Annotated in this window: 16 protein-coding genes; 4 read left to right on the top strand and 12 right to left on the bottom strand. The window is 61.8% G+C overall.

The window, feature by feature from the left end; all coding sequences use genetic code 11:
* The first annotated feature begins 23 nt into the window (after positions 1-23).
* Positions 24-1,184, top strand: coding sequence for an acetate/propionate family kinase (locus WNY80_RS08170; RefSeq protein WP_342886848.1), 1,161 nt, complete (start codon positions 24-26; stop codon positions 1,182-1,184).
* An 8-nt stretch (positions 1,185-1,192) separates the two neighbouring features.
* Here WNY80_RS08170 and WNY80_RS08165 read toward each other — a convergent pair whose 3' ends face one another.
* The 9 genes from WNY80_RS08165 to WNY80_RS08125 are packed head-to-tail and all read right to left on the bottom strand — an operon-like array spanning position 1,193 to position 8,078.
* Positions 1,193-1,591: a CBS domain-containing protein gene (locus WNY80_RS08165; protein WP_342886847.1), complete on the bottom strand. Its 399-nt coding sequence runs from the start codon at positions 1,589-1,591 to the stop codon at positions 1,193-1,195.
* Positions 1,584-1,748, bottom strand: a complete 165-nt coding sequence (locus WNY80_RS08160; RefSeq protein WP_342886846.1) for a hypothetical protein — start codon at positions 1,746-1,748, stop codon at positions 1,584-1,586. Before WNY80_RS08160 ends, WNY80_RS08165 begins: the two co-directional genes overlap by 8 nt.
* A 12-nt stretch (positions 1,749-1,760) precedes the next feature.
* On the bottom strand, positions 1,761-2,726 hold the full coding sequence (locus tag WNY80_RS08155; RefSeq protein ID WP_342886845.1) for an FAD:protein FMN transferase: 966 nt from the start codon (positions 2,724-2,726) through the stop codon (positions 1,761-1,763).
* 4 nt (positions 2,727-2,730) lie between these two features.
* Positions 2,731-3,951 carry an NADH:ubiquinone reductase (Na(+)-transporting) subunit F gene (gene nqrF / locus WNY80_RS08150; protein WP_342886844.1) on the bottom strand — a complete coding sequence of 407 codons (1,221 nt, stop codon included), beginning with the start codon at positions 3,949-3,951 and terminating at the stop codon, positions 2,731-2,733.
* Complete coding sequence (nqrE, locus tag WNY80_RS08145) at positions 3,948-4,547, bottom strand: NADH:ubiquinone reductase (Na(+)-transporting) subunit E (protein ID WP_342886843.1); 600 nt, start codon at positions 4,545-4,547, stop codon at positions 3,948-3,950. The genes nqrF and nqrE overlap by 4 nt, the downstream gene beginning before the upstream one ends.
* Complete coding sequence (locus WNY80_RS08140; protein ID WP_342886842.1) at positions 4,544-5,197, bottom strand: NADH:ubiquinone reductase (Na(+)-transporting) subunit D; 654 nt, start codon at positions 5,195-5,197, stop codon at positions 4,544-4,546. Before WNY80_RS08140 ends, nqrE begins: the two co-directional genes overlap by 4 nt.
* Before the next feature lies 1 nt (position 5,198).
* The gene (nqrC, locus tag WNY80_RS08135; protein ID WP_342886841.1) at positions 5,199-5,999 is read right to left on the bottom strand and encodes an NADH:ubiquinone reductase (Na(+)-transporting) subunit C; all 801 of its coding nucleotides are present in this window, start codon (positions 5,997-5,999) and stop codon (positions 5,199-5,201) included.
* Positions 5,992-6,810: an RnfABCDGE type electron transport complex subunit D gene (locus tag WNY80_RS08130; protein WP_342886840.1), complete on the bottom strand. Its 819-nt coding sequence runs from the start codon at positions 6,808-6,810 to the stop codon at positions 5,992-5,994. The genes nqrC and WNY80_RS08130 overlap by 8 nt, the downstream gene beginning before the upstream one ends.
* Complete coding sequence (locus WNY80_RS08125; RefSeq protein ID WP_342886839.1) at positions 6,807-8,078, bottom strand: hypothetical protein; 1,272 nt, start codon at positions 8,076-8,078, stop codon at positions 6,807-6,809. Before WNY80_RS08125 ends, WNY80_RS08130 begins: the two co-directional genes overlap by 4 nt.
* A gap of 249 nt (positions 8,079-8,327) precedes the next feature.
* Between WNY80_RS08125 and WNY80_RS08120 the strand changes: the two genes are divergently transcribed.
* The 3 genes from WNY80_RS08120 (at position 8,328) to WNY80_RS08110 (ending at position 11,885) form a co-directional block, all read left to right on the top strand.
* Complete coding sequence (locus WNY80_RS08120; RefSeq protein ID WP_342886838.1) at positions 8,328-9,377, top strand: polyheme membrane-associated cytochrome C; 1,050 nt, start codon at positions 8,328-8,330, stop codon at positions 9,375-9,377.
* A gap of 106 nt (positions 9,378-9,483) precedes the next feature.
* The gene (locus tag WNY80_RS08115; RefSeq protein WP_342886837.1) at positions 9,484-10,644 is read left to right on the top strand and encodes a cation:proton antiporter; all 1,161 of its coding nucleotides are present in this window, start codon (positions 9,484-9,486) and stop codon (positions 10,642-10,644) included.
* A gap of 74 nt (positions 10,645-10,718) precedes the next feature.
* Positions 10,719-11,885, top strand: a complete 1,167-nt coding sequence (locus WNY80_RS08110) for a carboxylate-amine ligase (RefSeq protein ID WP_342886836.1) — start codon at positions 10,719-10,721, stop codon at positions 11,883-11,885.
* Positions 11,886-11,954: 69 nt separating this feature from the next.
* Here the strand turns inward: WNY80_RS08110 and WNY80_RS08105 are convergent, their stop codons facing one another.
* Genes WNY80_RS08105 through WNY80_RS08095 form a run of 3 tightly spaced genes read right to left on the bottom strand, consistent with a single transcriptional unit; the run spans position 11,955 to position 17,112 of the window.
* Positions 11,955-15,002, bottom strand: coding sequence for an efflux RND transporter permease subunit (locus WNY80_RS08105; protein ID WP_342886835.1), 3,048 nt, complete (start codon positions 15,000-15,002; stop codon positions 11,955-11,957).
* Positions 14,999-16,054, bottom strand: a complete 1,056-nt coding sequence (locus tag WNY80_RS08100; RefSeq protein WP_342886834.1) for an efflux RND transporter periplasmic adaptor subunit — start codon at positions 16,052-16,054, stop codon at positions 14,999-15,001. The genes WNY80_RS08105 and WNY80_RS08100 overlap by 4 nt, the downstream gene beginning before the upstream one ends.
* On the bottom strand, positions 16,051-17,112 hold the full coding sequence (locus WNY80_RS08095; RefSeq protein WP_342886833.1) for an efflux RND transporter periplasmic adaptor subunit: 1,062 nt from the start codon (positions 17,110-17,112) through the stop codon (positions 16,051-16,053). The genes WNY80_RS08100 and WNY80_RS08095 overlap by 4 nt, the downstream gene beginning before the upstream one ends.
* Between the last annotated feature and the right edge of the window lie 80 nt (positions 17,113-17,192).

Here is a 17,192-nt window from a genome sequence, read left to right as displayed (position 1 = left end):
CCGCCAGAAAGGACCTGATCCAGATGATCGACAGCCCGCACAACACTCTGCTGGCCCTCAATTGCGGCTCGTCCTCCATCAAGTTCGCGCTTTTCACGCCGGACTTCCAGCGCAGCTTCTCGGGACTGGTCGAGGCAATCGGGCACGGCCAGACGCCGAAGCTGAAAACATCGGCTGGCGACAACATGGAGTTCGGTGGCCCAGATCAGGACCATGCCAGCGTGCTGCCGCGCTTGATCGATGAGATCATCCTGCCGCGCGCGGGAACGATTTCCGGGGTCGGTCATCGCATTGTCCATGGCGGCGAGCGCTTCAATGCTCCGGTCCGGATCACCCCGGCCATCCGCCAGGGCATTGCCGAACTCACACCGCTGGCACCGGGCCACCAGCCGCACAACCTGGCGGGAATCGACGCCGCCACCCGGGCATTGCCGGGCGTTCCCCAGGTTGCCTGTTTCGACACCGCATTCCACTCGGGCATCGCCACCGTCCGGCGCGAAATGCCCCTGCCCCGCAGCTACGCCCGGAATGGTCTCATTCGCTATGGCTTTCACGGCCTTTCCTATGAGCATGTGGCCGCGAACCTGCCCGGCCTTGGCTTTGCGTCCGGTCGGGTGATCGCCTGCCATCTGGGCAATGGCTGCTCGATATGCGGCATGATCGATGGTGTAAGCCGATGGACATCAATGGGCTTCACGCCGCTGGACGGGCTGATGATGGGCCAGCGCCCGGGACGGCTTGATCCGGGCGCCGTGTTGTGGCTGATCGAACAGCATGGCGGCGACACTGCGGCTGTCAGCAAGCTGTTTTATCACCAGAGCGGCCTGTCGGGTGTATCCGGACTATCCGGCGACATGCGCACGCTTCTGGCAAGCGACCAGCCCGACGCAGCCTTTGCTGTCGAGATGTTTGTTGACCGGCTGGTTCAGGAGATCGGCGGCGCGGCGGCAGGCCTCGGCGGGGTCGACGCGCTGATCTTCTCCGGCGGCATCGGTGAAAACGCCGCCCCTGTCCGCGCCATGGTTCTTGAAAAGCTCGAATGGCTTGGCTTCAACCTCGACGGGGCAGCCAATTCAGCCGGAGAAAAACGTCTGACCACAGGCGAAAGCGAACGCCACGCCTTCATCGTTGAAGCCGATGAAGAACGCATCATAGCGCAGGAGGTTGCGGGCCTGCTGGACTGAACCCGGCCTTACTGCCAATTGCCGGCCAGCGCCCGCAGCAGGTCCGATCGGCTGATCTGCCCCACCAGCCGCCCTTCCGACATCACCGGAAAGCGCCGGAAAGAACTCGCCAGGAACGCTTCCGCGGCCTCCACGAGGTCAAGATCGGCATCCAGCGACATCGGCTTGTCCGACATGTAGTCGGCAACCGTATCGCCCCACTCCCGGTAATAGCTCGCGTGCAGCGCCGCCTTGAGACAGTCCTTCTGCGACAGCATGCCGACCAGGTTTCCGGTCGCATCGAGCACCGGCGCGCCGGAAATCCTGTTGTCGATCAGAAGATTCATCGCCCGGTTGATTTCCATGTTGGGCGTCAGCGTGATCAGCTCACGGCTCATATAGGTCTTGATCCGCGGCCGCTCACTCATGATCCCCACCCTTGCGGCAACCGCTGCATGACAGCCCGGTGGCGCAGGCCAGACCTCCGCAGGATCCCTTCAACGGCGAGCGCCCGAAGATAACCCCCAGCGCCAGACCGAGGACGGACAGCAGAACCAGTCCAAATGCGAGCAGAAATGTCTCCATCGTCTGTTCCTCCTATGCGGTAACGCGGGCTTCGAACCCACCGGTCATGATTTCGTGGCTGCCGCCCTTGTCGTAGCGGACAAACAGCGCCGCTATGGAATGGGTCTCGGCGAATGCCGCTCCCCGCTCCATCCCCATCACCATCAGCGCCGTCGCCAGGGCATCGGCACGCATGGCGGTATCGGCCAGTACCGACACCGATGCCGGCACCGCGTCAACCGGCCGGCCGGACCGCGGGTCGATCAGGTGACTGACCCCGCCCTCGCCAAGACTGATGTTCTGCCTGCCGGTTCCCGATGTCGCCAGCGCCAGCGGACCCGGAGCAACAATGTGCCCGACGGTGCCAGGCCTTGCATCCGGCCGTTCGATGCCCACCTGCCAGGCCCGCCCGTCGGGATGACGCCCCAGCGTGCGAACCTCGCCGCCGAGTTCAAACAGCGCGGCCTCCACCCCGGCTGATGGCAAGCCCTCGATGATCCGGTCAAGCGCATATCCCTTGGCGATCCCGCACAGATCAAGCGTCAGGCCGGCCACCCGCTTGCGCAATCCATTTGCCGAAACCGACAGGTCTTCAGGCCGCACCCGTTCACCATGGATCGGCCCGAAACCGAAACGATTGACCAGCGGACCGATGGTCGGATCAAACGCGCCGTCGGTTGTTCTCGACATCTCGCGCGCATGGTCCGCGACCTTGGCAAGCGGCGCAGAACAGCGCTGCCAGTCAGCCGTATCGGCGCGATTGAAAACCGAGAGTTCAGACTGGGCCAGATAGGGGGACATGGCCTGATTGATTTCAGCGACCACCGACCCGACAAGTCTGCGCACGGCTTCGGCTTTCGTTCCGTCCGGCAAGGCGGCACGCCAGGTACTGCCAAATGCCGGACCGCCAAAGCCAACCGTCCCGGCTGCAGCAGGCCCGGCGGCCCAGGCCATTGCGCCCGCCGTGGTGACAAGAAAATTGCGTCGCGTCATCTGCATCGCATCAGACTCCGAAATCATCTGAGAAGATATGGGATGGGTCGACGCCGGCGTCATCGAGCATCGCCAGCACCGCGCGGATCATCATCGGCGGACCGCACAGATAGTATTGGCAGTCCTCCGGCGCCGGATGATCCTTGAGATAGTTCTCCCAGGCCACCATGTGCACGAACCCTGTGCTTCCCTGCCAGTTGTCTTCAGGACGCGGATCGGAGAGGGCCACCGTCCAGTCAAAGTTCGGGTGTTTCTCGGCCAGCGCATCAAACTCGTCCTGGTAGGGCAGATCCGCCTTGTTGCGCGCGCCATACCAGTAGCTGATCCGGCGCTTGCTTCCGAGCCGCTCCAGCTGATCGAAAATGATCGCGCGCAGGGGCGCCATGCCGACGCCGCCGCCGATGAACACCATCTCGGCATCACCGGGTTGGGCGCGGAAACTGCCGAACGGCCCGGACGCATCAACCTTGTCTCCCGGCTTGAGAGAAAACAGCCAGGATGAGACCACCCCCGGCATCAACTCGGGAAGCGACGGCGGCGGCAATGCCAGCCGGATGTTGAGCACGATCCGGCCCGCTTCGGTATCCTCCGGCCGGTTGGAGACCGAGTAGGCCCTTGTCACCGGCGCGGGGCTGGAAACCTTGAGCGACCGGAGGGTCTGCCAGACCGCGGCGTGGGCGTCCGGCACATCGAAATCCGCATAGCTTCTCTCGAACGGCGGAGCGGTAACCTGGACAAAGGATCCCGCCTCGATATCGAGCTTCATGCCTTCGGGCTGACGCAGCACGATCTCCCTGATCAGCGGCGTCAGCGCCCGCACGCTTTCGACCGTGCAGACGAAGTTTTCCGCCGACATCAGGTCGTTGTCGACTTCAACCTCCATGTCGCCGCGCATCACCACCTGGCAGGCCAGATGAACCTGATCCCGCAATTCCGCCTTGGTCAGCCGCGCGGCCTCCGTCGGAAGTGGCGCGGAGCCGCCCTTCAGGATCTTGACCCGGCACAATCCGCAAGTGCCCGCACCGGCACAGGCCGACGGCACGAGAATGCCGTTGTCGTTCAATGCAGTCAGAAGTTTGACCCCGGTCTTTGCATCGAACTTGCTCGATCCGTTCACGGTCAGCACCGCCGGACGCGAGGGCGACAGGATGGAGCGGGCGAACATCACCGTGATCGCGAGCGCAAGCACGATCGCGGTCAGCAGCACGGTACCAAGAACAATTTCCGTCATGGCGTCACCAGTGAAAATGCAGAGAAGCCAAGCGACATCAGCCCGGTGACGATAAAGGCGCTGGCAAGTCCTTCCACGCCCCTTGGCATGTCGCTGTATTTGAGCCGCTCGCGAATGGCTGCAAAGGTGATGATCGCCAGCGCCCATCCCGCGCCACTGCCGATCCCGTAGACGACCGACTGCTGGAAATCATAGTGCCGCTCGACCATGAACAGGCTGCCGCCGAGAATGGCACAGTTGACGGTGATCAGCGGCAGGAAGATGCCGAGCGCGCGATAAAGCCGCGGCACGAACCGGTCCAGCGTCATCTCAAGGATCTGCACCATCGCGGCGATGACGCCGATGAAGCTGACCAGCTTGAGGAATGTCAGGTCAACCTCCGGCAAACCGGCCCAGGCCCAGGCACCTTCCAGAAGCAGCAGATTGAAGATCAGGTAGTTCACCGGAACCGTGATCGCCTGCACCACGATCACCGCCAGCCCCAGCCCGACTGCAGTATCAACCCGCTTGGATACGGCCAGAAACGTGCACATGCCGAGAAAGAACGACAGTGCAAGGTTTTCCTGAAAGATGGATTTGATCAGAAGCTCGCTCATGGCCGGCGGTCCTCAACTGTCTCCAGCCGGAATTCCGGCCGTTCCGCCTGTTCCGGACGCAGTACCCGCACCACCCAGACAAGCAGTCCGAGGATGAAGAACGCGCTCGGCGCCAGTTGCATCAACCCGAGCGGCTGGAACCAGCCGCCATCCGCCACGGTGGTAACAAGCGGAATGCCCATCAGCGACCCGGCACCGAAGAATTCGCGCACCGCACCGACGATCAGCAGCACCAGGGCGTAACCAAGCCCGTTGCCGATCCCGTCCAGCACACTTGGCAGCACCGGATTGCGCATGGCGAACGCCTCGGCGCGCCCCAGCACCAGGCAGTTGGTCACGATCAGCCCGACAAAGATCGACAGCTTCTTGCTCATCTCGAACATGAATGCCTGCATGAACAGGTCGATCAGAATGACGATCGAGGCGACAATGGTGATCTGGATGATCAGCCGGATCGACGGCGGGATATGATGCCGTATCAGGCTGATCAACCCGCTCGACAGCGCCAGCACCACGGTCAGCGCCACCGACATCGTCACCGCGGTCGACAGCGTTGTCGTTACCGCCAGCGCCGAACAGATACCCAGGATCTGCAGGGTAATGGGATTGTTGCCGATCAGCGGAGCAGTCAGATGATGTTTGAGCGACATCCTAGAGCCCTTCCTGTTTCAGCCTTGCGAGGAAGGGGCCGAACCCCTTCTCCCCCAACCAGAATCGCAAGAGATTGGTCATCCCGGTGCTTGTCCGGGTGGCGCCGGAGATGCCGTCGACTTCATAAGGCGTCGAGGCCTGTCCGCGCACCAGTTCGATGCGGACGGTGCCGGTCTCATCGGCAATCTTCTTGCCGGGCCAGAGCGCCAGCCATTCCGGCTCCTCGATCCGTGCACCAAAGCCCGGCGTATCGCCCTGTTCGATGATCGCCAGCGCAGCGATCGTCACCAGATCCGCCTCGATGGCGAGAGCCGCACGAATGGTTGACTGGTATCCCGCCCCATAAACGGGCAGCACGATCAACTTCAGGTCGCCATCTTTCTGCAGCAGATAGACAGGTGACTGGTTGGCCCGCCGCTTGATACCGGCGATATCCACATCGGCTTCAAGGGCAATACTGGCTTCCGGATCCTGAAGCGCCGCTTCAAGATCAAAGTCCGCTGGATCGGCGTCGCTGGCAAAACTGCCATCGTCAAGATTGACCAGCCGGGTTTCCAGCGTGTCGACCCCGGTTTCCATCATCAGATCGCGCATGCCCGGCAGCGTGTCGAGCATCTTGTCCATCCGGGCCTGCTGCTCGGCAGCCTGATTGGCTTCCTGGTAGGGTTTGAGCATCACGGCCGTAACCGACACGGCGGCAGACGACACCAGCGCGACAAGAACCGCCATGCCGATGACCTTGACCAGATCATCATTGGAGCGTGCGAAGAATTTGCGAACGGGAGCAAACAAGTCAGCCATGTCTTGCTCTCCGGCGGCGCACGGCCAGTTCCACCACCGCATAATCGATCAACGGCGCGAAAATGCTGGCAAGAAGCGAAGCGAACACGATGGCCGCAGGCGCGATCGCCAAGCCGGCCAGCGTATCAAACAGCACAATCAGCAGCCCGGCGAGAATGCCGAACACCCAGCGGCCCAATTGCGTTGAAGCCCCGGCAACGGAATCCGCGACGAGGAATACCAGGCCAAAGGCGGAGGTTGTCAGAACCGTCAGCACCCCGCTCATCCCCTCCTGCGCAAGACCGGAGGCAACAAGCACGACCACCACGGACACCAGAACCCGCCAGGAGACGAGTCCTCCCAAGAGCAACAGCACAGCCCCGGGAAGCGTCGCCAGCGCCATCGCCTCACTGCTTGCCGACAAGCCGGTGCCGGAGAAGGAAAACACCAGGAACCCGGCAGCGGCCGCGGCCCCCGAAACAATGCCATAGCCCCTGCCGCCAAACACCAGCTCGCCGAACACCACGCCGAAACTCGCAGCCATGGCGATCTGCCAGAGTGGAACCGCCGGCGGAACCAGAACCGCGAAAATCAGTGCCACGGTAGCGGTGTGCAAGCTCAGCGATCGTCCACGGACAAGATCAAACGCCAGTTCCCAGACGAGACAGGTGGCCAGGGCGGTCATCAGCACCGCTATTTGCGCCGTCCCGCGCTCGGCCAGACTGACCCCGGCCGGTGCAGCCAGCGCAACCAGCTGGGCCAGCGTGACCCGCGCAGGCGTCCACCCGGTACGCTGTCGTTTGAGATGGGAATCGAGGAGCCAGTTGGTCATGAATCCTCCGCAAGTTCATCAAGCACGTGGCGAAGCATCCGCCCGTAATCGGCGCCGCTGGTGCAGGCGAGCGAGACGGCGGCCAGATCCTCTTCAACCAGTTCGAGGCATCCAAGCCGGCTGGCGGTCTCCGCATCGCCCACGCTCAAGGCGCGCAGGAACGGCACCACCGGAATATCAAACGCCAGCGCCCGCTCGAGCGCGGCAGTGGGAATTAACGGAGCCGGCTGCACGGAAGCCCGGCGGAAACGCGCCATCAACCCCTGCTCGGAAGCCTTGCCATGCTTGGGTGCATCATCAACCAGGGTAATCTGCTGGTGATAGCGCCCGAGCCAGGAGGCCGGCCGACCGTTCATTGCCGGACCCGAGAGCACGCAAAGCGGAGCCCCGTGATTGCCCGGCACGGCCTCCCCGCGGATCAGATCCTGCAGGCTGGCGCCGGCAATCGTTCTGATCAACCTGGGCTGCCGTGCACGCGGGCCGGCAAGCGCAACAACGCGGCTGAAATCATGCACTCCGGTTTCAATCAGCTTTCCGATGGACAGCACGTCCTGGTAACCGATGCTCCAAACCGACCGGCCCGGACCAACCGGGTGCAGGTTATGAATATGGGTCCCCGCAAGCCCCGAAGCCCCGCCTGGCGCAAAGAACGCGCCGCGAATACGGTCGCCGCACCCTGCCGCGATATCCGCCCCCTGCGTTTGGCAGACATGCACAACCCCGTTGGTCAACAGCGCCAATGCTCTCAGACCGGCCGCAAAAACATCTTCCTGTTCCTTGAGCACCACGCGTGGATCGGGCGCATGCGGATTGTCAGCTGTCACGGTGACAAAGATCGCATCCGGAACCGCATCGGGCGCAGGGATCCGGCCAAAGGGGCGGGTCAGGAAAGCTGGCCAGAATCCATTGGCAAGCAATGCCGCCCGCATTTCCACCGCGGTCGACACGGCCATGCTGACAGGATCCGGCTCCTGCTGGTCTGCTTCCAACCGGATCACCAGGGCCGACAGGCTGCGCCGCGGCCCCAGCGTGATCGATTTGACAACGCCGGATACCGGTGAAACAAAAACAATTTCCGGATGGGCGCGGTCATGAAACAGTACCTGACCTTGCCTGACCCGGTCGCCCTGTTCGCAAAGCAACCGCGGCCGCAAGCCGGGCAGATCCGCTCCCACCAAAGCTACGCGCTCAACCGGCGCTCCATCGTGGACCGCCTGATCGGGCAACCGTCCGTGTTCAATCCTGAAACCGGGCAACACTCTCGACACCACCTGTTTTCTTCAAGCCCGACGGTCATGCGAATCGACCGTACAAAACCAGCACGCAAGGGTTCAATTTCCATGCAATCTAGCAGGACGAAACCGCCCTTCCATTGAGCCAGATCAATGCCAAACTTCAATCGGCTGTCATAGTGTTACGAAAAACCAAGCATCCAGAATTGCCGGATACACTCAATCTGACTGAACCACTGGAGGTCCACCGTGCTTTACGCCCGTACGTTCATATCCCTGATATCAATGATGTTTGTTGCCGCCCCGGTCGCCCAGGCGCAGGAAACATCCCCGGTCACCACAATTGTCGAAAGCTGGATGACCTCTCCGCACGGCGACCGCAAATCCGAAGCGTTCGTGCACTGGAACAAGGATGGCGCGGTGCCGGAAGATTGCGCCACATGTCATTCCGGGCCCGGAATGCTGGATTTCCTCGGCGCGGACGGATCAGCGGCAGGAAAGGTCGATGCTCCCGCCCAGACCGGCTCTCCGGTTGATTGCGTCACCTGCCATAACCAGGCGGCACATGATCTCCAGCAGATCACTTTCCCCTCGGGCGAAGTCATGACCGAAGCAAGCCCATCGGCAATCTGCATGGTCTGTCACCAGGGCCGCGAATCGAGCGACAGCGTCAATGCGGCGATTGCCGGCGCCGAGGATGACACCATCAATGGCGATCTCGGCTTCATCAACGTGCATTACGCCGCTTCGGGCGCCACACTGTTTGGCGGCGCCGTTCGCGGCGGTTACCAGTATGAAGGAAAGACCTACGCCGAACGGTTTGCACATGTGCCCGATTTCAATACCTGCACCACATGCCACGATCCCCACACGACCAAGGTTGTTGCCATTGATCAATGCGTGGCCTGCCATAAGGGTGCGGAAACGATGCGCGACATACGCATCACCCCGGCTGATATCGATGGAGACGGCGACGCCAAGGAAGGCATCAGCGCTGAAATCAGCACGCTGCACGAGAAGCTTGGCGAGGCCATTCAGCTCTACGCAAAGGACGTGATCGGAAAGCCGGTGGCTTATGATGCGCACGCCTATCCGTATTTCTTCAATGACCTGAATGGAAACGGCACGGCAGACCCTGACGAAGCCAAGTTCCCCAACAGCTACAAGAGCTGGACGCCACGCCTGCTGCGTGCAGCCTACAACTACCAGTTCCTCGCCAAGGAACCCGGCGCCTATGCGCACAATCCGCGCTACGCCATTCAGCTCGCCTATGACAGCCTCGAGGATCTGTCCTCCAAGGCAGAGATCGACATGGCCGGCATGACACGTCCGTGATCAAACTGGCCGACTGGCAATCAACGGCCCGGGAACCTGCAACGGCTCCCGGGCCTTTTCCTTGATCGACGATTTCAAGAACCTGTATTGAATGGGGCACTCGCCGGTGGATAATTCAGAAGTTCTCGTTGCAATCGGCATCCTGTTTCTGGCCGGGCTTCTGCTCGACAAGATCGGCCGGATCGTCCATGTGCCCCGGGTGACGCTGCTGATCCTGCTTGGCGCAATCATTGGTCCTCCGGTGATGGATCTGCTGCCGCACAGCTTCAATGAATCCAATGAATTCTACGCCCCGACGGCCCTGACCATGGTTGCCTTCCTGCTTGGAGGAACCCTGAACCCGGACACGTTGAAAACCCACGGCCGCGAAATCATGATCATATCTCTGACGCTTGTCGCGGTCTCGGTCGTGATTGTGGCGACAGGATTGTGGCTGATCGGCCTGCCGGTCGGCATTGCCATCCTTCTGGGTGGCTTGTCCGCTGCCACCGATCCTGCCGCTACCCACGACGTTGTCACCCAGACCGGCGCCAAGGGCCGTTTTGCCACCAATCTCCTCGGCATCGTGGCCATCGACGACGCCTGGGGCCTGCTGGCCTTCTCCATGGCGCTGACATTTGCCGGCATCCTGATGGACCAGGACGCAGCCATGGCACTGGCTCACGGCGCGCGCGAAGTTGGTGGCGCGGTGCTGCTCGGGCTGGCAATCGGCTTGCCTGCGGCCTACCTGACCGGGCGGATCAAACCCGGCGAACCGATCCTCATCGAGGCCATAGGCCTTGTCTTCCTGTGTTCGGGCCTCGCGCTGCATTTCGGGTTTTCGTTCCTGCTGACGGGCATGGTTTGCGGCACAACGATCGTCAATCTCGCCCGCCATCACGAGCGGCCCTTCTACGAGATCGAGAGGATCGAATGGCCGTTCATGCTGTTGTTCTTCGTCATGGCCGGCGCGTCCCTGAAAACCGGAAACCTCGCCGAAATCGGCTACATTTGCGCGGCCTATTGTGTCCTGCGCGCCCTCGCCCGCCTTGTGGGCGGATGGGCCGGCGGCCGTCTTGCAGGCTTGCCTCAACTTGAATCCCGGATGACCGGGCTGGGGTTGATGCCGCAGGCAGGCGTTGCCATCGGCATGGCGCTGGTGGCCAGCGAACGGTTTCCCGAAATCGGCGAAGACCTGCTCGGCGTCGCGGTTGCCAGCACCATTGCCTTTGAGATCATCGGACCATTTCTGACCCAGATCGCCCTCCGCCGCACCAGCGCGGATTAGCCGTCTCGGCCCTTCGACATACCGGCGCCGACCGGCTGGCTTGCGCGCCCGTCGTTTTCAGGTTCAAATCCAGCATGAGCACCCATCAACCAAGCTTCACCCTCGGCGTGGAAGAGGAGTATCTGCTTGTCGACCGCGACACGCTCGATCTCGTCGCTGCTCCCGAAGCCCTGATGGCGGATTGTACCGCGGAGCTTGAAGGACAGGTCAGCCCCGAATTCCTGCAATGCCAGATCGAGGTCGGAACCGAGGTTTGCCGAACCGTTGCGGAAGCTGGCCGCGACCTGGCACGCTTGCGGACTGCAATCGCCAATATCGCCGGCAATTACGGCATGGCGCCACTCGCGGTGTCCTGCCATCCCTTCGCCGACTGGCACAAGCAGCACTTCACCGACAAGCAGCGCTACCGGGAGCTGGAGCGCGATCTCGGCGGCGTCGCCAGGCGGATGCTGATCTGCGGCATGCACGTTCATGTCGGCATTGACGACAATGAAACCCGCATCGACCTGATGGCCCAGCTTCCCTATTTCCTGCCGCATCTCCTGGCCCTGTCGACCTCGTCGCCCTATTGGAAGGGAGATGACACCGGCCTCAATTCCTACAGGCTCACGGTTTTTGACAACATGCCCCGCACCGGGTTGCCACCGCGGTTTTCATCCTGGTCGGAATATCAACAGTCGGTGCAGATCATCATCGACAGCGGGCTGATCGAGGATGGCAGCAAGATCTGGTGGGACCTTCGGCCGTCGTCCCGGTTCCCGACGCTCGAATCCCGCATCTGCGATGTCTCGCCGCGGCTTGACGACGCCCTGGCCATTGTCGCGCTGACCCAGTCGATCATGCACATGCTCTGGCGGCTGCGCAGCAAAAACCAGAGATGGCGAATCCATGACCGGTTTCTGGTCGGGGAGAACCGCTGGCGGGCCCAGCGCTACGGCGTCTCCAACGGGTTGATCGATTTCGGCAAGGGAGCTGTCGTGGAGTTCGCCGATCTTATCGAGGAACTCATCGATCTTGTCCGCGAAGACGCGATCGCACTGGGCTGCTGGCCCGAAGTCCAGTCAGCCCGCCGTATTGTCGAATATGGCACCAGCGCCGACCGGCAACGCGCCATCGAGGCCAACGCAATCGCCGAGGGCGCCAGCGTCATGGAAGCCCAGAAAGAAGTCGTGCGCTCATTGATCGCCGAATTCACCGAAGGCCTTGAGACACGCCTGAACGCAGAGCCGGTAACCGGCTAACCGGTCAGGATGAGGGAGCAAACGCCTCAATCTGGCCGCAGCAGGCTGATATGCATCTGCTTGTGTCCCTTAATTCGCGGCATCTTCCTGCTTGACCCGGAACACCGCCAGATACAGCGCAGGCGCGAAGAACAGGGTAATCACCGTACCGGCAATAATTCCGCCCATCATCGCATAGGCCATCGGCCCCCAGAAGATCTGCCGCGAAATCGGGATCAGCGCCAGGCTTGCGGCTGCTGCGGTCAGCAGGATCGGACGCGACCGCGCATCCGACGCATTGAACACCGCATCCCAGGCCGACTGCCCTTTCGCGCGAAGCACCTCGATCTCATCGATCAGGATGATCGAATTGCGGATAAGAATGCCGATCAGCGCCAGGACCCCGAGAATTGCGACGAAACCGAGCGGCGCTCCCGAGGGAACCAGTGCGGCGACAACGCCGATCAGTCCCAGCGGTGCGACACAAATGACAACGAAGGCCAGCCTGAAACTCTGCACCTGGATCATGATCAGGGTCAGCATGATCAGGATCATCAACGGCATCACCGCCATGATCGGCGCCTGGCTTTTTGCACTTTCCGCAACCGCTCCACCGACCTCCACTTGATATCCCGATGGCAGATCCTTGTTGAATTGCGCAATCTTGTCTTCAAGCGCCGCCACGATCGTCGCCGGCTGGTCCTTGGTAGAAATCGCCGCCTTGACCGTAATGGTCGGTATCCGTCCCCGCTGGTTGATCACCGGTTGCTCGGTCTCGTAGCTGAAGGTCGCAACAGCTCGCAGCGGTATCGTGACCGTGCCGGTGCCCGACAACTGGAGCGCGGCAAGAGCCTCGACCGATTGGCGCGAAGCCGCATCGCCACGCGCGACGATATCAACCAGATAGGCGGCATCGCGCAGCTGGGTTACCGAAGCGCCGTCATAGATCGCATTGAGCGCAGAGGCGATATCACGCTGGGTGATCCCGAGCTGTCGGGCCTTGTCCTGCAGAATGTCCACCCGCACCACCCGGGCGGGCTCGTTCCAATCCATGATCACGCCTTCGAGCCGCCGGTCGGAAGCGACAACCGCTGTCAGCGCGCGGGCCTGATCCCGCAGGATCTCGATATCGGGCCCGGAAATGCGGTACTGCACCGGCCGCCCGACCGGAGGCCCGATTTCAAGCAGCTTGACGAACACGTCAACGCCGGGGAAATCGTTTGCCGCAATCTCGTTGAGTTCCGCCCTCAACGCGTCACGCGCTTCGATGGAAGGTGTCTGGATGACGATCTGGCCGATGTTCGGTCCAGGCGTGGTGACGTCATAGGCAAGCAGGAAGCGTGGCGCGCCCTGGCCGACATAGGTTGACCAGAACAGCACGTTTTCATTGCCCTCGAGCCGGCTTTCCATCCGCGCCATTTCCGCCGAAGTCTGGGCAATCGAGGCGTTCTGCGGCAGGGTGAAGTCGAGGATGAGTTCCGGGCGGTCGGAGTTGGGGAAGAACTGCTGCTCGACGAAACGCATGCTGAAAACCGAAAACGCAAACACAGCGAGCGTCAGCCCGATGGTGATCCAGCGGTGGTTCATGCAGGCCTTGAGCGTCACGTGGAAAGCCCGCGCTATCCGCCCCGGCTGGCCGCTGTGATGCTTGAGCTTGGCCGGCAGGAAAGTCACTCCCAGAAGCGGCGCAAAAAGAACCGCCACGACCCAGGATACGGTCAGCGAAACGGCGATAACGACGAAAAGCGAGAAGGTGAATTCACCTGCAGCCGACGTGTTGAGCCCGATGGGAATGAACCCTGCGACAGTCACGAGTGTTCCCGAAAGCATCGGAAAGGCTATCGAAGTCCAGGCGTAGGAAGCCGATTTGGTCAGCGATTCTCCCCGCTCGAGCCGGGAGATCATGGTCTCGATTGCAATCATGGCATCATCGACCAGCAGACCCAGTGCGATGATCAGGGCACCGAGCGAAATCCGCTGCAGGGTGAACCCGGCATAATTCATGAACACGAACGTGATCGCCAGCACCAGCGGTATCGTCATCGCGACCACGAGCCCTGCCCGCATGCCAAGCGAAATGAAGCTCACCGCCAGGACGATCAGCACCGCTTCGAGAAGCGCCTGCAGGAAATGCCCCACCGCTTCCTCCACCACCTTGGGCTGATCAGCGACCTGATGGATATCGACGCCGATCGGCAATTCGGCTTGGGCCTTGCTAATAACCGCGCTCAGCTCTTCGCCGAAATCGACGATATTGGCGCCCTGCCGCATCCCGACCGCGAGGCCGACAGCGTCTTCGCCCTTGTAGCGGAACAAGGCGGATGGAGGATCCTCGTAGGACCGGCGGATATCGGCAACATCGGTCAGACGGAAGAAACGGTCTCCAACGCGCAGATTGATATTTTCAAGACTTTCGGTCCCGGAAAACTGGCCGCCGATCCGCACCAGCACGCGTTCGGGCCCGGCGTCGATCACGCCTGAGGGAAGGATGGCGTTCTGTGCGGACAAGGTCGCCTGCACTGCCTGCTGGTTCAGCCCCATGGCCGCCAGGCGTTCGGTCGAGAATTCGAGATAGATGACCTCGTCGCGCGTGCCGAAGAGTTCCACCTTTCCAGCATCCGGCAATCGCTGCACCTCGCGGCGAACCAATTCGGCATAGTCGCGCACTTCCCGCGGTGAAAACCCATCGGACGTGAACGCGTACAGATTTCCGAAAACATCGCCGAAACTGTCGTTGAAACGGAACCCGGCGAACTCGGCCGGGAAATCGCCGCGGATATCGGACATCATGTTGCGCACGCGCTGCCAGATTTCCGGCAGGTTCTTGGCAGGCGTTGTCGGCAGCAGTTCGAGATAGACGATGCTTTCGCCGGGCCGGGTGACCGAACGGGTGAAATCCAGTTCGTTCAGATCCTCGAGTTTCTTTTCGATCCGGTCGGTTACCTGTGTCAGCGTCTCGCGCGTGTCTGCCCCCGGCAGCGCCGCAGAGATGATCATCGTCTTGATGGCGAAATTCGGATCTTCCTCGCGCCCGATCGACACGTAGGAGATGATGCCTGCGACCAGTGAAACGATCATCAGGAACCAGACGAGCGAGCGGTGCTGCAGTGCCCAGTCGGAGAGGTTGAAAGTTTTCATTCCGACACACGCGGGCCGACGGCCTGCCCTTCTTCAAGTGAATGGATGCCTCTGGTAACCACCTCGTCACCGGCCGAAAGGCCGGTGGTAATCACCACGAATTCGCCGGCAGTTTCGGAAACCGTGACCGGCCTCAGCGAAACTGTATTGGTGCTCCGGTCCACAACCCACACGGCTGGTGGATCGAGCAGGGCCGACTGCGGCAGAAGGATGTCCGCATCCTCGCCACCAGCAGGCAAAACCTTCACCAGGGACCCGAGGCGGAATTCCGCCGGAGCATCTTCGATCGCCAGATGAAGCCGGTAGGTCCGCGTCGCCCGTTCGGCGACCGGGTCGATCCGTGTCAGAACCGCGTCGACCTTGATGGATTCGGCTGCCAGCAGGCTGGCGGTAAACCGGTCACCTTGTGCGCTGAGCGATGCTTCCGTCTCCGACACGTCAATGACAATTTCCCGCTCCCCGATTGCAGAAAGCTGCAGGATCGTTTGTCCGGCCGTCAGAGTTGCGCCGGGTTCTGCAAAGGTGCCGGTCACGACCCCGTCATACGGTGCGGTCAACGTCGCCAGCTCCATGATATCCAGCGCACGGGCCTGGGAGGCTCGCGCCTGCTCAAGCCGAGCCTGAGCCGAGACAAGTGCCCTTTCGGCGTCCTCGAGCCGGGTAGCACTGCCCACGCCGCGCTCCGCCAGTGTCTTGGCCCGGTCACGGGCATCGGTTGCCGACCGCAGCTGGGCTTCGGCAACCGTCACGCCGGCATCTGCTGTTCGCAGATCGGCATTGAGGTCTTCGGTATCAAGACGGGCCAGCACGTCGCCTTTCCTGACCAGGTCCCCGGTATTCACCGGCCGGGCGGAAACCGTACCGATCATCGGGAAGCCAAGCGCAGTCTGGGTCCGGGCAACAACGGTTCCCGTATAGCTCTGTGAAATGCCGACTTGCGGGTCGACCAGCACGGATACAACCGGACGCGCCGGCCCGGCGGGCTCGACGGAATTTTCAGCGTTTGCCGGAAAGGCCAGAGCAAGGCTGACAAGAACGATGGACAATCTCATTGATCAGCTCCCACACGGCGGACGGCACGTCCGGGATAAAGCAGTTGCGCGCCTTTGGTCACAATCCAGTCTCCCTCGTCGACGCCGCTTTTGAGAATTATTCCGGCTGTTTCAAAGCGATCTATCGTGACCGGCTGCAACGCAACGCGCATTGTCTCCTGATCCACGCGCCATACCGCGGGCCCGTCCACCGTCGCGCTCATCGCGGAATACGGCAGGCTGACCTGTGGCAGGGTTATCCTCGCCGCAGTCCCACGCACCGGATCGCCATATCCCAGGCCGGCGGGCGGATTGAGAACCTCGACCTTTGCCAGGACAGAACCGGTTGCTTCGTCAACCAGCGGTGACACTTCGCTGGCGCGGCCTTCAAACTGCTCGTCCGGCCGGGACAGCCGCGACAACGTGATGCCGGTGGCCGGCATGGAGTCGATCAGCAACACTTCCGGAACTTCGAAAACCGCTTCGAACCCCTTGTCCAGCGCAAGCTCCATCGCCGTTTGAGCCGCCCCTATGATCTGGCCAGGCTCAACATTCCGGCTGATTACCGTGGACGCCGACGGCGCCCGCAGCACGGTATCGGCCAGCGCCTTGTTGGCCCGATCCAGGTCAGCCTTCGCCTGTTCAAGCACGCCCTCGGCCGCTCTGAGCGCATCATGGGTCGCATCTCGTGCCGCACGCGTCGTCGCCCCGTTCGCCAGAAGCGCTTCGGCGCGTTCGAGGTCCTCGACAGCCTGCCGGTAATCCGCCGTCGCCGTGGTCAGGCCGGCTTCCGCGGTTCGAACCGCCAGTTCCTGCTGGATTGAATCAAGCCGCGCCAACGGCTCGTCCTTTTCCACCTTGGCTCCGAGGTCGACCAGAACTTCGGTCACCCTCCCTCCGATAGGAAACGAGGCCATCAGCGATTCCTTGGCCCGGATTTCACCTGTCAGGGAAAAACTCTGCTGGTCCGGGCTCTTCTCGGCAACCACGATCTCCACGGCGAGCGGTGTCTCGCCATAGGCAGGCGCAAGACCGAGAGCCAATAGAAAAGAGCTGCAGGCAAAGACTAATCGTTTCACGGCGCAATCCCGACCTTTGTTGAGCAAGCAGGGTCCCTCATAGTACTCAAAGAATCGCAGGGCCAGTCGAAACACAGCCG

Origin of the sequence: Hoeflea sp. AS16, from assembly GCF_038900095.1 — a bacterium.
In the GTDB taxonomy this organism is placed as follows: Bacteria; Pseudomonadota; Alphaproteobacteria; order Rhizobiales; family Rhizobiaceae; genus Hoeflea.
This window is presented reverse-complemented; position numbering and strand designations above follow the sequence as displayed.

Excerpts from the sequence above, each read along its gene's own strand:
- nqrF (WP_342886844.1), bottom strand. The coding sequence starts at position 3,951 with ATGACGGAAATTGTTCTTGGTACCGTGCTGCTGACCGCGATCGTGCTT.
- WNY80_RS08130 (WP_342886840.1), bottom strand. The coding sequence starts at position 6,810 with ATGACCAACTGGCTCCTCGATTCCCATCTCAAACGACAGCGTACCGGG.
- WNY80_RS08160 (WP_342886846.1), bottom strand. The coding sequence starts at position 1,748 with ATGGAGACATTTCTGCTCGCATTTGGACTGGTTCTGCTGTCCGTCCTC.
- WNY80_RS08105 (WP_342886835.1), bottom strand. The coding sequence starts at position 15,002 with ATGAAAACTTTCAACCTCTCCGACTGGGCACTGCAGCACCGCTCGCTC.
- WNY80_RS08170 (WP_342886848.1), top strand. The coding sequence starts at position 24 with ATGATCGACAGCCCGCACAACACTCTGCTGGCCCTCAATTGCGGCTCG.
- WNY80_RS08120 (WP_342886838.1), top strand. The coding sequence starts at position 8,328 with ATGATGTTTGTTGCCGCCCCGGTCGCCCAGGCGCAGGAAACATCCCCG.
- WNY80_RS08155 (WP_342886845.1), bottom strand. The coding sequence starts at position 2,726 with ATGCAGATGACGCGACGCAATTTTCTTGTCACCACGGCGGGCGCAATG.
- WNY80_RS08165 (WP_342886847.1), bottom strand. The coding sequence starts at position 1,591 with ATGAGTGAGCGGCCGCGGATCAAGACCTATATGAGCCGTGAGCTGATC.
- WNY80_RS08100 (WP_342886834.1), bottom strand. The coding sequence starts at position 16,054 with ATGAGATTGTCCATCGTTCTTGTCAGCCTTGCTCTGGCCTTTCCGGCA.
- nqrE (WP_342886843.1), bottom strand. The coding sequence starts at position 4,547 with ATGAGCGAGCTTCTGATCAAATCCATCTTTCAGGAAAACCTTGCACTG.
- WNY80_RS08110 (WP_342886836.1), top strand. The coding sequence starts at position 10,719 with ATGAGCACCCATCAACCAAGCTTCACCCTCGGCGTGGAAGAGGAGTAT.
- nqrC (WP_342886841.1), bottom strand. The coding sequence starts at position 5,999 with ATGGCTGACTTGTTTGCTCCCGTTCGCAAATTCTTCGCACGCTCCAAT.
- WNY80_RS08140 (WP_342886842.1), bottom strand. The coding sequence starts at position 5,197 with ATGTCGCTCAAACATCATCTGACTGCTCCGCTGATCGGCAACAATCCC.